Source organism: Bacillus xiamenensis, from assembly GCF_001857925.1.
GTDB lineage: Bacteria > Bacillota > Bacilli > Bacillales > Bacillaceae > Bacillus > Bacillus xiamenensis.
In genome coordinates, this window is record NZ_CP017786.1 from 554,433 (window position 1) to 567,927 (window position 13,495).

The following is a 13,495-nucleotide window of genomic DNA, read 5'->3' on the forward strand; positions in this document are numbered from 1 at the left end:
ATACATATAGACAAATTCAGCTAAGAAGGAGTTGCGTGTATTGGCAAACGTTATGCAACGATCTTTAACACTTGATGACATACCTGACCTAATTGCATTGTCAAAAGAGGTAGACTGGCCTGATTACGATGCAGAAGAACTCACATCTCTTTTAACAAATGGATACTTTACAGGTTTTACAACAACGGACGGACAAGTGATCTCATGCGCTGGACTTTTCCAATATGACAGAGTGGCATCAATTGGGGCTGTCATTGTATCGGAGACATATCGCGGCTTAGGTCTTGCACGTCAAATGATTGACACCTTGCTTCATCAAAGCCACCACAGTGTCCCAGTCGTTTTAACAGCGACTGTACAGGGACGGCCCGTTTATGAAAAGATCGGCTTTCACACAGCCGGCTACATTCATACATACAAAGCACAAAAAACGAACCCTTCCGCACTTCACGTGTCAGAGAAAATTCATCTTGCTCCAGCAGATGAAACGCACCTTCCGGCCATTGAAGCACTTGACGAGAAAGGCGCAGGCACCAATCGAGCCAGCTTTTTAAAGAAGCGAATGGAACGATCAGCGTTCCGGCTGATTGCACAGAATGAACATCACGACATCACCGGATTTGCGTTTGGCGTTAAAACTCCTGCTAATCTGATGATTGGCCCGCTTGCCGCAAACGATGAACAAACGGCCCTTTCACTCATCCAATCGCTCATCTCGACTGATTCTGGCGCCTTTCGTTTAGATATGCAGGAAGAAACGGCTGAACGCCTGCATGCATCACTTGTTGCAGCAGGATTTACAAAAACGAACGTAGCGCATTTTATGATGATTCGCGGAAACGAAAAGCAGAACGATCCTGCGCTTCTTTATTTTCTGGCCTCACAAGCATTTTCTTAAAAAACAAAAAGCTGTAGACACATGATGTCTACAGCTTTTCTTTTTTACTTCCCGCCTACGGATGAAAGAACTTGAGCAAGTGCATTCGTGACCTTTCCATGCTCTGACGCATGCGGCCGGTCATCTCCATCTCCATAGCCATAATCAATCATGCGATTACGGTTTAAGCAAAGCTTTGTCAGCTGAGGCTGGAAGAGATCAAATAAGGCAAAACGATCTTTTAGCTGCGGGAATTGCTTTTGATACTGCTGAATTTCTTCTGCAAGCAAGCGCCAAAGAGTCGTTTCATCTAACAGATCGTGATTCTCTAACACGTTTGACACGTAACGAAGATTGCAAATAAACAGTCCCGTAAAGATAAATTGCACAAGACCTTCCGGCGGCTCACTTCGCAGCACTTCTTTTAAATCATCTTCTAATGAAGCTAATTCAGGCAGCGGCTGATCACTAATGTTTACATCATCCACAAAATCTTTGATCGCCAAACGATGCGGCTTGTGGTCTTTTAACACGAGAATCGTATTTTGCCCGTGCGGTGAAAAGACCGTTCCGTATTGATACATAAAGTGCAGAAGCGGCGGCATGATGACATGGAAGAATGACGCCATCCATTCTTTTGCGGAAAGACCCGATTTTTCAATGAGCTGTTTAATATAAGGCTCACCTTCATGATCCTCATAAGTGAGTGCCGCAAGAGTGACAGGGCTCTCCCCTTCATCTAAATACGTATAAATGCTTTCTCTAAAAATCACACCCAACATTTCAAGGTATTGATACGGCGCACCAGGCAGCTTGCTGTAGTATGGATGATCGACATTGATACTGGCATTCTCTCCTGGTAAAATCACGCGGCACTCGTCAGATAAAAAGGCGTCTTGATCGGCGATTCCTTTAATATGCGCTGTAATACGAGGGGCGATGACTGTACGCTCTGATGGGAGCCCCCTGTATACAAGTGTGTTTAAAATACTCATTGGTAGTTTAATATGATGCTTGCCTTTATTTGAAATGTTGGTAAAGGTTCTAATAGACTGCTGCGGGATATATTGATCCAGCCCTTCTCCTACATACACGATGCGGCGCATAGCCAAATCTTCAGGGAAATGCTGAATGATCATATGAGTCCACTGCCACTTATGAACAGGCATCATATAATAATCAGCTGCATTCAGCCCTTCATCTTTTAACACACGGTGAAATTGACGAATCGTGACTTCATCTAATTCTTTGGCAATCACTTGTTCATAGTTTTCATGATCGACCGCATGGAATGTAGCAAGCTCCCTGTGAACAGCAATCCAAGACAGCTGCACACTTTCTTGCCTTTCAGGTGCATAGGCTAAGTAATCATCGTAGCTGAACCCAATGCGCCCTTTGTTATACACAATCCAAGGATGACCCGTCATTTCGCCTTCAATCCATGCATAATCTGTATCTGTTAGTTCATCTGCACGAAGTGCCTTTTTCGACAGCAAATGAACATCTGCTAACAAGGTATGATGAAGCTCTTTGATCAGATGGCCAGTTGTGTCAGAAGACATTGGAATGATTGGTTGGATGTCTAGTAAAAACACAATGGCACTGACATCCTTTGTCCATTTTCCATCTTGACAGCACTCGACCGATTCAGCAATCGTATCATAACTATCAAACAAACGAGGTTTTGCGAGATAGCGATATTTTTTATGTTCGTGAATGATTAATTCATATTGGGCGATGCCATCCTTTTGGTCTAGCTGAACGGGATGAAGCATGTCCTCATACATGTATTCAGACAGCATTTTTGCCACCATTCGCTTGTTTGCTTTTTTCCAAGCAGCAGGATTCACCGCTTTTTTCAATTCATCTTGTACACTCATCGGTTCATCCTCCTTAACCTTTGATTTCTTCAAATGTGTTTACGTTCTTGTGTATACCAAATGTCTGGAAGACGTGCTTTTGATAAAGTGGATACACCGTTTGACGAGCAAGTTCATTGATTATGACACTGTTTCGGTACGCCCCGAGCCCTAAATCTGGTGCACCGACCCCGTGTGTGTGAAGCTCTGCATTTTGCACAAAAATATCATTTTCACCCATTGTGTTTGTTTTCAAACGATATTCACGTTCGACTTGGAAACGTCCTTGATCATCCCACTGAATATGATGAGAAATCGGCTGGATAAACGGTGGTAATACCGATTGATAGCCAGTTGCCAAGACGACAATATCTGTTTCATGTGTAAAGGATTCCTCTTTCACCCATTGAGAGCAAGAAAGTGATAAGCCATCCTCTGTTTCCTCAATTAAATTGATCTCTGTCATCGCTTGCAGCACTGTGTTCAGCTGCTTTCCACAAGCAGAACGTTCATAAAGCAGGTGATAAATATCACGGATCATCGCAGAGCTGATGCCTTTATACAGCAAGTCTTGCTGTTTTAATAGCGCATCTTTTTTTGTTTGCGGAAGCTCATAAAAGAAATCAATATAATCTGGAGAAAAATACTCGAGACCAAGGTTTGAATATTCCATTGGGAAAAATCCTTTAGACCGTGTAAACCAGTGAATATCCTTTGCCTCATCATCTGACAAAATATCATAGAATACTTCTGCCGCACTTTGACCAGAACCAATGACCGTTACAGACTTTCCTTTGAAACAGCCTTCTTTCTTTCGTTTCAAATACTCAGCTGAGTGAAACACTTTGTCTCCTAAAGCTGGCTGGAGAGATGCTGGTATCGCTGGCTGCGTACCGATTCCTAAAACGAGATGCTTACTTTCAAACACCTCTACGGTTTGATCTTTCACATGACGGACATGCACTTCATATCGCTTTTCGCCTGCCTTCTCGGTCAATGAGACAGATTCGACATTCATCCCAAAACGGCAAGAGTCTAATTGTTCAGCGACCCAGCGGCAATAATGACTATATTCCTTGCGCGGGATGTGGAAGTCCTCTAGGAAGTAAAATGAATATAACCGGTTTTGCTCCTGCAAATAGTTGAGAAAGCTATATTTACTTTTCACATCTGCCATGCTGACAAGGTCCGCTAAAAATGGGACTTGAAGTGTCGTCCCTTCAATGAGCATACCTGGGTGCCAGTGAAAGGCTTCACTTCTTTCAAAAAACAGCGCATCAATTTCCTTTACTTCTTCAGATAATGCAGCAAGCCCTAGGTTAAATGGTCCAATGCCAATTCCAATGACATCCACTACATTAGTTTGCTTGTTGAACCGCGTCATGGTTATACTTCCTTTCAAATCGATCTCGATCACAAAACATCAAAAGTCCTGTTTTATCTGGTAAATTGACTGGTTTCACACGCTCGAATCCACACTTTTCAAAGACATGGATCATCTTTTCGTTCCGAATATCCGGCTCAGCAACGATTTTTTCTGTTCGTTTGTTCTGCTCAAATTGAAAAGCTGTCATGGCCTGAAGGAGCGGTGCAGCGTATCCTTTTCCAACATAATCTGGCTCCCCTATTAACAGATGAATCCCTTGATCATGAGGGGAAGGTTGATAGTACGATTCAATCACATCGCCTTTCACATTGTATGCCTCAAAATAACTCATCGGCGTCCCGTCAATCGTTCCTAAATAAAGGGTTTGATGAGGATCATGAATCGCCTGATAAAAATGCTTTTCAAAAGCAGGAAACGGAATATTCAAATGCCAAAACGGATGAACGTAATCTTCTTGCATCCACTTATGGACTAGGCGGACGTCCCTTTCATATTCAGCCCGAATGAACCTAATACGATCCCTCATCCAATCAGCGCCTCCTTATGCAAAAAGAGTGGGTTTAAGACCGGCGTGTATCTGGACTGCGTTTCCAGAGAACCTGTCAGTTCATCCATATCTTCAAACCGCGTGAGCAAATTCGCTTTTGAAGGCAATTCCTTTGAGCGGAGAAGACTGTTTGTCAGGTCAGATTCACCATATGTCTTTTCATGCGCAAGCAGTGTGTCTCTAACAAGTGCCAGCAAGTCTTCTTCCTTTGCCAGCCCTTCTGTGCCAAAGCCGTTAATGAGACCAAACAAATGATTAAAGAAGAAATAATAGCGCAACCTCTCAACGGCTACATCATCTGCACAAATGGTTTCACTTCTGACGCTTAAATTTTGAACAAGCCTTGCGAGTTGGTCCTTTTTCGATTCACTATAATAGTAGCCTTGGTTGTCACGATAATAGAATGTGTCTGGATAACCATCCTTTAGCTGCACGACAGCATTTTGCTGATGGGCTTCAAGGGCAAGACCATACGTTTCAAACAGCCAAAGCATCGGCTCTAACGAAATGGTTAAATATTGTTTAAACCAGTCGCGGCTCACCGCTTCTGTTGATCTGCCTTCTCTGTCTGCTAGTTCATGAATGATTCCTGCCAGGCGTGATTTTCCTCCATATGCATGATCCTGACATAGCCCAGCAATTAAGCTTGCCCCTTTTTCATGATGCAAGAATGGATTTTGACGAATGACCACCTCAAAGCCAGATTCCGCCTCGTCTCCTTGAATGGATAAATACGCAGGATCTTCAATCACCCGGAATCCAGAGAATTTGTCATATAAAGAAACGCCTAATTCTGTTTTTAAAATACGAGACATCTCAACTCCGCGATCAAGTTCCTTTTGTTTGTTGACACGCAAGGAGTTCGTAATCTTCACAGGGACAGAGAATTTGAGCATGTAAGCAGAGTCCTTTTGATAGACGGTTCTAAAGGAAGATGTCGCTGTGTATTCAGACCCTAGCGGCCCTACATAAGCCAGCTTCCCGTCCTCTATATAACGCTTGACGAAGGCTTTCTCCATGACCACTTTCACTTGAAGGGGGTGAATCGGAATGAGGACATATTCTCCGCCTTCTGTTAAGGTATTCAGCCGCTCTTTTTCTTCTGGCATCTGGCGCAATAGCTCCTCAAGCATGAGGCTCTGTGCAGACTGTGAAATAGAAGAATCCTGAAGCACAATAGAAGGGTGCGCTTTAAAGTAATGAAGCTGGAAGGAACCCTTCAGCTCAGGAGAATAAATGGCTTCCTCCTCTTCTGTCATTCCTTGTCTGCTCTTTGGTGTAGGATGCGTTAAATGTCCAAGGAGAAGTGACTGCTCCGCTTCGATATATTCAAAATCAGCTTGAGAAAGAGCCTCTCGATCACTTTCTCTCTCCTTTAAGAATCGTTCAATATTCCGGCAGCTTAAAATGATGCGAAGCATGAACTCATCCTCTGCATCTGTACGACCGTATTCAATGAGAAGTTCCTTTGAGCATAAAGCAACAAGAGTCGTGTAATCGACAACCGTTCCCTCCTGCTTACTGCCTTGCGGGCGAAAGCGAACGGGAAAATCAAATAGATGACGGCCGACAGGCGAAAAATATCGGATCGGAATGACAAGCTCAAGATCTTGCCTTGCTAGTTTTGCTACGAATACAAGCGAACCGTCTTCGTATGTCTCTTTCTTTGCAGAACGATCGATTCCTGTTTCACGTAAAAAACAATTTAAAAAGCTTTGCATGGTTGCATTTTCAGCCATTTGTTTATATTGACTCAACGTAGTACCCTCCCGGATTGAATATGAGCGATCCCGATATCAACGATGTCAGAAAGGATTTCCTCAATATGTGTGATTGTCGTTCTCGGATTTAACAAAGTGAATTTCAAGCATGTTTGACCATCAACCACTGTTTTTGCAACAACAGCAGTACCGGTTTGGAATAAAGTCCGATGAATGATCTTATTGACGTCATCTGTGTGATGCTCATCCATAAATCGAAAGACGATCGCATTGATTTCCGGCTCAGGATTGATCACTTGAAGATGATCATTTTGCTCAATAAGCACAGCCACATCCTTTGCAAATTGGATGGTATGGTCAATGATGCCGCCGAACCCTTCTTCTCCAATCAGACGAAGGGAAAGAAGTAATTTCAGTGCATCAAACCGGCGAGTTGTTTGAACAGATTTATTGACGAGGTGCAAGATTCCATCCAGTTCATCTTCCTTTGGGTTCAGATAATCTGCATGATAATCAATCAAACCAAAATGTCTTTTATCTTTTAGCAAAAATGCCCCGCAGGAGATCGGCTGATAAAATTGTTTGTGAAAGTCGATCGTGATCGAATCAGCAAGTTCAATGCCGGCTAATTTACCTCGATTGATTTCGCTTAACACAAGTGCTCCGCCATATGCAGCATCTGCATGAATCCACAGACCGAATGGCTTGACGATGTCGTACACGTCACGAACCGGATCAATACTGCCAAAATCAGTTGTCCCGCAAGTCGCTACTATAGCAAAAGGCAGCAGGTCCTGCTCCTTTAACTCAACGAGCTTCTTCTTCAAATCATTTAGGTCCATTCGGTGATGCTCATCTGTCTCTACCAGCACGACTGCCTGTTCACCTAAACCTAGCTGGGATGCTGACTTTTTCACAGTGAAGTGGGCATTCTTGGAGCAGAGGATGCGCATACGGTGAGCTTCGCCCGGTAAGCCCTTCTGCTGAACATTCCAATGCCAAGTATTTTCACAAAATGCATCTCTCGCCAAAAGCAGTCCCATATAGTTAGATTGAGTTCCGCCGCTCGTAAATGTTCCATCTGCTCGTTCTCCATAAGAAAACTTTTCACATAGCCACTTTAGGATTTCCTCCTCAACCAAAGAAGCGATGCCGCTTTGATCGAAGGAATCCATTGATTGGTTAAAGGAACTTACCATCACCTCTGCTGCAAGCGCAGGAATGAGAGGCGGGCAATGTAGATGCGCCAAGCATTTAGGATGTGATACATCAACCAAATGCGGCAAAAGGTGTTCTTTTATATCCCGAAAAACAGATTCAATGGATTCTCCCGACGGTTGAAACTGGAATAACGATTCGACACTAGCCGCTAATTTCCCAGGCAATATTCCGCTGTAAGGTCCTTTGTCTTTTTCCCACTCGTCCATTAAGCTGTCGATTGATGTATGAAGAGCCGCTTGGAAGGACTCCCTCCCAAGCTGGCTTTGATTAATAAATAATGAATCAACAGAAGTCTTAGTTGACTGCATCGTAAACCGCCTCTTTAAAAATCGCGATGACTTTTTCGAGCTGTTCTTCCGTCATGGTCAAAGGCGGTAAGAATCGAATCACACTTCCAAAGCGGCCTCCTGTCTCCACAATTAAGCCTTTATCGAAGCAATTCTTTTGAATGAGACTGGCTAGCTCTGGATTCGCTGGATAACTACCGTCCACATCCTGTTTCTCATCGGTATTCACGACTTCAACGCCAATCATTAGACCTCTTCCTCGTACATCACCGAGAGCAGGTACTTGTTTTTGGATGTCTTTTAAGCTAGCCCGCATACGCTCACCTATCTTTTCTACATGATCAAGCAAATTGGTTTCTTTTATAAATTTAAGTGTAGCGGTTCCTGCTGCCATCGCCATTTGGTTTCCTCTAAATGTGCCAATGTGTGCACCTGGATTCCATTGATCCAAGTCTTTATCATAGATCACAACTGATAGCGGCAGGCTTCCCCCAATTGCTTTTGACAGCACAATGACGTCTGGCACAATTCCTGCATGTTCAAAGGCAAACATCTTACCTGTTCGTCCAATACCTGATTGAACCTCATCAATAATGAGCGGAATGCCTTTTTCTTTTGTGATTCGTCTCATTTCTTGGATCCATTCAATGGATGCCGGGATGGAGCCGCCCTCTCCTTGCACAGCTTCAAAGATCATGCCTGCCGGCGAAAGAATCCCACTTTCAGGATCATTTAAAACACGCTCGATATAAGAGCTGGAAATACGGTGCGAATCTTTACCGCCAATACCAAATGGGCAGCGGTATTCATATGGATAAGGCAGGAAATGGACATCTGGCATTAACCCTTGCACTCTTTCTTTTGGCGACAAATTCCCGCTTAATGACATCGTGCCATGTGTCGCTCCATGATAAGCGCCATGGAATGAAAGAATGGAACGATTCCCTGTCGCTGTCTTGACTAATTTAATGGCTGCTTCTATAGCATCACCACCAGTTGGTCCACAAAATTGAATTTTCGCTCTTTTCGCAAACTCCTCTGGCAAGTGAGAAAAAATCTCATTCACAAATTCTTCTTTAATTTCTGAGGTTATGTCCAGCGTATGCAATGGTCTTTTTTCATGAAGCATACGTTCAATCGCTTCTATCACAACCGGATGATTGTGACCAAGTGCAAGTGTTCCTGCACCTGCCAGGCAGTCATAAAACTCTCTGCCATCCGCATCTGTCACGATCATGCCTTCGGCTTTTTGCATAGCTAATGGGAACCGTCTCGGGTAAGACCTTGCATTAGATTCTCTTTGACTTTGCTGCTCTAAAAACTTCTGATTTTTAGAAACGGTTTTGATGGACATAATAAAACACTCCTCCAATTGATAAAGATTATCATTTTCAATTACTAGACTAGAGGATGTCAAATATGAAAGTCAATTGTATTCAAAAAGATGATTCGAAAAGCATATGAATGTCACATTCTCTTTTTTACGAGTAATTTCGTGTCATTTTTACAAACATCTACTGCCATAAGGAGAGAAAGCGTTTCATCTTGAAGGTTGTTGAAAAAAATTACAAATCAATTTTCCTGGTTCTTTTGTTCTATTCGTCACTGAATGCTTATTTTATACAGGAAAGCTGGATGAAATGAATGTAGAAAAGCAAAGAAATAGCGAACTTCTATGTTGGTATAAATGGTGATAGAGGTATCATTTCTCTAAAATAAATCGAGGATTTTAACGAAGCAGGATCTTCTCCACTACTTGGTACAGGATCAGAAAGCATTAGCCATTCATCACAAAAGACCACGGTGGTTTGGTGATGATATATGGAAGGGTCAAAGGTATTTACATAAAAAGAAGGGGATGCCGCATGGCTTTGATATCCCGATTGATGTCTTTGCATCAATCATACGGGGCGCTTGATTGCGGGCAAGCACGCAAAAATTGGGGCATATTGTGATATTTATTAAGGCGGGATTCACAGATTGTCCTTGCAGGTGTACCTGCTCAACAGCTAAAAAAGCCCTTCATTATGAAGGACTTACCTGATAAAAAAGGATGATACCGATCAAAACAGAGATCAGCAGCATGAGATAAAATAAAATAGTTAAAATGAGGATCGTCCAGCCCAGCCCCTTCCTCTCTGTTTTGATCAAATAGATGCCAAGAACGATTGTACTAAAAAGTAAACCTAGGATGGCCCATAGCCATTTGTCTTTGTTATGCTTTGGCGCATCAAACCATAAATAGATGGCAACAGCAAGTGAAACAAATAAACCCGTGATTCTCACGATCAAATTCCCCCTTATGTACATGCGGTCTCTGAATTATGCGTTTGAGTACCCAATGATCAGCAATATGAAGTAAAAGACATAGACTAGGATAAAAATAGAATAGATGAGAATGGATACAATCAGCACTGTCCAGCCCAACCCTTTTCTTCCTGTTTGAATGAGATAGATTCCAAGTGTAAAGAGCCCAAATAAAAGACCTAAAATGGACCATAGCCATTTATTTTTCCCATGTTTTGGTGCATCTACGAATAGATAGATTGCAACGAAAATGGATACAAACCAACCTGTAATCCAGCTCACATTTACCTGCCGCCCTTCTTTTTCAGTTTATTCCATCATACGATACTTTTGTCCTAATAATAAGAAAAATTATTTAGATAGATAACACGGAAGATTTTGCCATTCTTCTCTTAGCATCCCATAACGCATCGAATCATAGTACTCTCCTTGGTAGTAACGAACCTTTCGCAGTCTCCCCTCAAGGGTAAACCCGCATTTCTCTGCGCAGCGCATCATGCGTTCATTTCCAGACCAGGTGGTCAAACCAATTCGCGGGATATCTATCTGCGAAAATAGTTCATCTACCCATAGATGTAACGCCTTCGTTCCAACGCCGCCATTCCAAAAGCGTGAGTCATAAATAAGGATTCCGCATTCAAGCCAGCGTGTGCGTTCATTTTCCCAATAATAAGACACCGTGCCCTTTATTTCGCCGCCTACATCAATGCCAAATAGTTTCGGCGGGGTGGATTCATCCTGTACATATCGTTTCTTAAATGCAGCAAGCGATATGTCGTGTTCAATCAAATAAGGTGCATTCCACTTTCGATAGGACTGATCAGGTGCTTTAAATTTTAAATGCCACACCACTTCTAAATCTCTTTCGTCTAATGGACGTATGCTCACAAGCTCCTCTTTTTTCCCATTCATCGGTTCACGTTCCTTTACTTTGTTGTTCTTTTTGCAAGATGACGGTATTGGATAGGCGTCATGCCTTCATTTTGCCGAAACAGCTTAGAAAAATATGTAGGATCATCAATGCCTACATGTTCTGCAATGAAAGCTATTTTTTCATTTGTTGAAGCAAGCATGCTTTTGGCTTTTTCCATTTTTAGACGATTGATGTACTGACTAGGAGTCATTCCGTACACAGTTTGCATACATCTTGTCATGTAATCAGGATGATAATGAAGAACCTCTGCCAGCTTCTCCATTTTTAATTTTTGCGTAAAATGACGCTCAAGATAGTGAACCACTTCTGAAGCGACGGTCTCCTTTGCACTTGGAATATGAAATGCTTCCTTTTGCAAATGAATAAGCATTCCCTCAAATTGAAGCTGCTTTTTCAGCGGAAGCTCAGACGCATCATCATTTAATGCCCTCATAGCTGAAAGATGCTTCTCTAACACACTTCTTCCTTTCACTTTTCCTTTTTGGGGCAGACGAAATTCATAGCTTGCTGCTTTTTCGAAAGTGGCTTGATTTTGTTTCATATCAAGCCAGTGTTCTCTCGACCGATCCGTAAACTCAAATGGATCAATTGAGAAATGCAGCCACTCATAAAGTGTTTCTTCTTTGCATGGCAGATGTCCGCCATGAGACAGGCCCGGTGATAATATGATGTATTCTCCTTCTTTTACGTGATGGGGCACCTCGTCTTCTGTTATCCACAGTTCACCTTTTGTGACATAAAGAAGATCAAATACAGTGAAGATTCTAGAGATATGTCTTTCTCCTTGATGAAATACACCTTTGCCTGAAGCAATATAAACCGGAAACGGCGGTACAGTAAATGTAATAAATGGACTCATATTCATCCCCTTATGAAGTCGGATTTCTCCAATAAGTTTCGGTTTGATCTCTTCTTATTATAGTCAATGCACGGTACACTATAAATCGGATTTATACGAAAGGAGGGCGATGTGATGAAACCTCAAGCACTGCCAATTCCACAGGTTGAAGCCAAAAGTGAGAAATCTCACCCTTCATTATTTGCATTAACGTGGCCTATTTTTATCGAAATCTCTTTATATATGCTGATGGGCAGTGCAGATACACTGATGCTCAGTCAATACGCTGACAGCAGTGTAGCCGCAGTCGGTGTCAGCAACCAGTTGCTAAATTTATTGATTGTGATGTTCAGTTTTATTACAACAGGTACGACGATTGTGATTGCGCAGCTTTTAGGAGCGAGCCGCAAGCAGGAAGCGACCCAAGTTGCCTATGTATCACTAGGAACCAACTTCCTGATTAGCTTTGTCATTAGTCTCCTCATGTTTGTGTTAGCTGTTCCCATCCTGCATATGATGGGGTTATCACACGAGCTAATGCCGGATGCCTCAATTTTTTTACAGATTGTCGGACTGCTTTCCTTTATTCAGGCTCTCATTATGACCTATAGTGCTATTTTAAAAAGCTACGGATTTACGAAAGACACGATGTATGTCACCATCGGAATGAACTTGTTAAACGTTGCCGGTAATTATTTGGTCATTTTCGGCCCGTTTGGCTTCCCTGTATTAGGCGTAATGGGTGTTGCTTTTTCCACATCATTTGCTCGGTTCATTGGATTGACCGCCATGATCTTGATTGTTCGCCGCCGAATTGGGCTAAGGTTTTCACTGAAAAAAATGTTTCACATCCAGAAGACGCATTTAAAAAGGCTGCTGAAAATTGGGATTCCTTCTGCTGGAGAGCAGCTTTCTTATAATGGTTCTCAAATGATCATTACGCTGTTTATTACATTTATGGGAACACAAGCACTAGCCGCAAAAGTCTATACGCAGAACTTCATGATGTTCATTATGCTGTTTGGCGCAGCCATTAGCCAAGGAACCCAAATTTTAATCGGACGTCATATCGGGGCAAAAGAATTTGACGCTGCCTATCGCAGATGCATGAAAAGCCTATACTGGGCCATTGCTATATCACTTCTTTCCTCCACTGCTTTATCTTTATCATCGACGCATTTACTCGCTTTTTTCACTAGCAACAGTGAAATCATTCAAATTGCCAGCCTGCTTCTTCTGTTAACGATCATTTTAGAGCCTGGACGTTCTTTTAATATGGTCATCATCAACTCCTTGCGGGCAGCTGGTGACGCGAAATTCCCAGTCTATATGGCGATGATTTCAATGTGGGGAATCGGGCTTCCGATCGCATATATTTTAGGCATTCAGCTTGAGATGGGCCTTGTTGGGGTTTGGATTTCTTTTATCGTGGATGAGTGGGTAAGAGGCATCTTTATGTATAGGCGGTGGCGTTCAAGGATATGGACGGAATATCGTTTTACTTCCACATAAAAAGG

Annotated in this window: 12 protein-coding genes; 2 read left to right on the forward strand and 10 right to left on the reverse strand. The window is 42.6% G+C overall.

The window, feature by feature from the left end; all coding sequences use genetic code 11:
* Nucleotides 1–40 precede the first annotated feature (40 nt).
* Complete coding sequence (locus BK049_RS02780; RefSeq protein WP_071167799.1) at nucleotides 41–898, forward strand: GNAT family N-acetyltransferase; 858 nt, start codon at nucleotides 41–43, stop codon at nucleotides 896–898.
* A gap of 44 nt (nucleotides 899–942) precedes the next feature.
* Here the strand turns inward: BK049_RS02780 and BK049_RS02785 are convergent, their stop codons facing one another.
* The 10 genes from BK049_RS02785 to BK049_RS02830 all read right to left on the reverse strand — a co-directional run bounded on the left by BK049_RS02785 (nucleotide 943) and on the right by BK049_RS02830 (nucleotide 11,999).
* Nucleotides 943–2,757, reverse strand: a complete 1,815-nt coding sequence (locus tag BK049_RS02785; RefSeq protein ID WP_071167800.1) for an IucA/IucC family protein — start codon at nucleotides 2,755–2,757, stop codon at nucleotides 943–945.
* Nucleotides 2,758–2,770: 13 nt separating this feature from the next.
* Nucleotides 2,771–4,120 carry a lysine N(6)-hydroxylase/L-ornithine N(5)-oxygenase family protein gene (locus tag BK049_RS02790; RefSeq protein ID WP_071167801.1) on the reverse strand — a complete coding sequence of 450 codons (1,350 nt, stop codon included), beginning with the start codon at nucleotides 4,118–4,120 and terminating at the stop codon, nucleotides 2,771–2,773.
* Nucleotides 4,095–4,649, reverse strand: coding sequence for a GNAT family N-acetyltransferase (locus BK049_RS02795; RefSeq protein WP_008355203.1), 555 nt, complete (start codon nucleotides 4,647–4,649; stop codon nucleotides 4,095–4,097). Before BK049_RS02795 ends, BK049_RS02790 begins: the two co-directional genes overlap by 26 nt.
* Entirely contained in the window at nucleotides 4,646–6,427 is a 1,782-nt protein-coding gene (locus BK049_RS02800; protein ID WP_008355200.1) for an IucA/IucC family protein, read from the reverse strand. The genes BK049_RS02795 and BK049_RS02800 overlap by 4 nt, the downstream gene beginning before the upstream one ends.
* Nucleotides 6,424–7,920: a pyridoxal phosphate-dependent decarboxylase family protein gene (locus tag BK049_RS02805; protein WP_008355197.1), complete on the reverse strand. Its 1,497-nt coding sequence runs from the start codon at nucleotides 7,918–7,920 to the stop codon at nucleotides 6,424–6,426. Before BK049_RS02805 ends, BK049_RS02800 begins: the two co-directional genes overlap by 4 nt.
* On the reverse strand, nucleotides 7,907–9,253 hold the full coding sequence (locus tag BK049_RS02810) for an aspartate aminotransferase family protein (protein ID WP_071167802.1): 1,347 nt from the start codon (nucleotides 9,251–9,253) through the stop codon (nucleotides 7,907–7,909). The genes BK049_RS02805 and BK049_RS02810 overlap by 14 nt, the downstream gene beginning before the upstream one ends.
* 671 nt (nucleotides 9,254–9,924) lie before the next feature.
* Nucleotides 9,925–10,185: a hypothetical protein gene (locus BK049_RS02815; RefSeq protein ID WP_232532052.1), complete on the reverse strand. Its 261-nt coding sequence runs from the start codon at nucleotides 10,183–10,185 to the stop codon at nucleotides 9,925–9,927.
* Nucleotides 10,186–10,221: 36 nt separating this feature from the next.
* Complete coding sequence (locus BK049_RS02820; RefSeq protein ID WP_071167804.1) at nucleotides 10,222–10,488, reverse strand: hypothetical protein; 267 nt, start codon at nucleotides 10,486–10,488, stop codon at nucleotides 10,222–10,224.
* 69 nt (nucleotides 10,489–10,557) lie between these two features.
* Nucleotides 10,558–11,118, reverse strand: coding sequence for a GNAT family N-acetyltransferase (locus tag BK049_RS02825; RefSeq protein ID WP_071167805.1), 561 nt, complete (start codon nucleotides 11,116–11,118; stop codon nucleotides 10,558–10,560).
* A 14-nt stretch (nucleotides 11,119–11,132) separates the two neighbouring features.
* Nucleotides 11,133–11,999 (reverse strand): helix-turn-helix domain-containing protein, encoded by an 867-nt coding sequence (locus tag BK049_RS02830; protein WP_071167806.1) that lies wholly within the window; start codon nucleotides 11,997–11,999, stop codon nucleotides 11,133–11,135.
* Nucleotides 12,000–12,113: 114 nt separating this feature from the next.
* On the opposite strand from BK049_RS02830, the gene BK049_RS02835 reads away from it, so the two are divergent.
* Nucleotides 12,114–13,490, forward strand: coding sequence for an MATE family efflux transporter (locus BK049_RS02835; protein ID WP_008355181.1), 1,377 nt, complete (start codon nucleotides 12,114–12,116; stop codon nucleotides 13,488–13,490).
* Nucleotides 13,491–13,495 lie beyond the last annotated feature (5 nt).

Bases quoted from the DNA above. Each gene is read 5' to 3' on its own strand.
- BK049_RS02785 (WP_071167800.1), bottom strand. From the start codon at position 2,757: ATGAGTGTACAAGATGAATTGAAAAAAGCGGTGAATCCTGCTGCTTGG.
- BK049_RS02790 (WP_071167801.1), bottom strand. From the start codon at position 4,120: ATGACGCGGTTCAACAAGCAAACTAATGTAGTGGATGTCATTGGAATT.
- BK049_RS02795 (WP_008355203.1), bottom strand. From the start codon at position 4,649: ATGAGGGATCGTATTAGGTTCATTCGGGCTGAATATGAAAGGGACGTC.
- BK049_RS02805 (WP_008355197.1), bottom strand. From the start codon at position 7,920: ATGCAGTCAACTAAGACTTCTGTTGATTCATTATTTATTAATCAAAGC.
- BK049_RS02810 (WP_071167802.1), bottom strand. From the start codon at position 9,253: ATGTCCATCAAAACCGTTTCTAAAAATCAGAAGTTTTTAGAGCAGCAA.
- BK049_RS02825 (WP_071167805.1), bottom strand. From the start codon at position 11,118: ATGAATGGGAAAAAAGAGGAGCTTGTGAGCATACGTCCATTAGACGAA.
- BK049_RS02830 (WP_071167806.1), bottom strand. From the start codon at position 11,999: ATGAGTCCATTTATTACATTTACTGTACCGCCGTTTCCGGTTTATATT.
- BK049_RS02835 (WP_008355181.1), top strand. From the start codon at position 12,114: ATGAAACCTCAAGCACTGCCAATTCCACAGGTTGAAGCCAAAAGTGAG.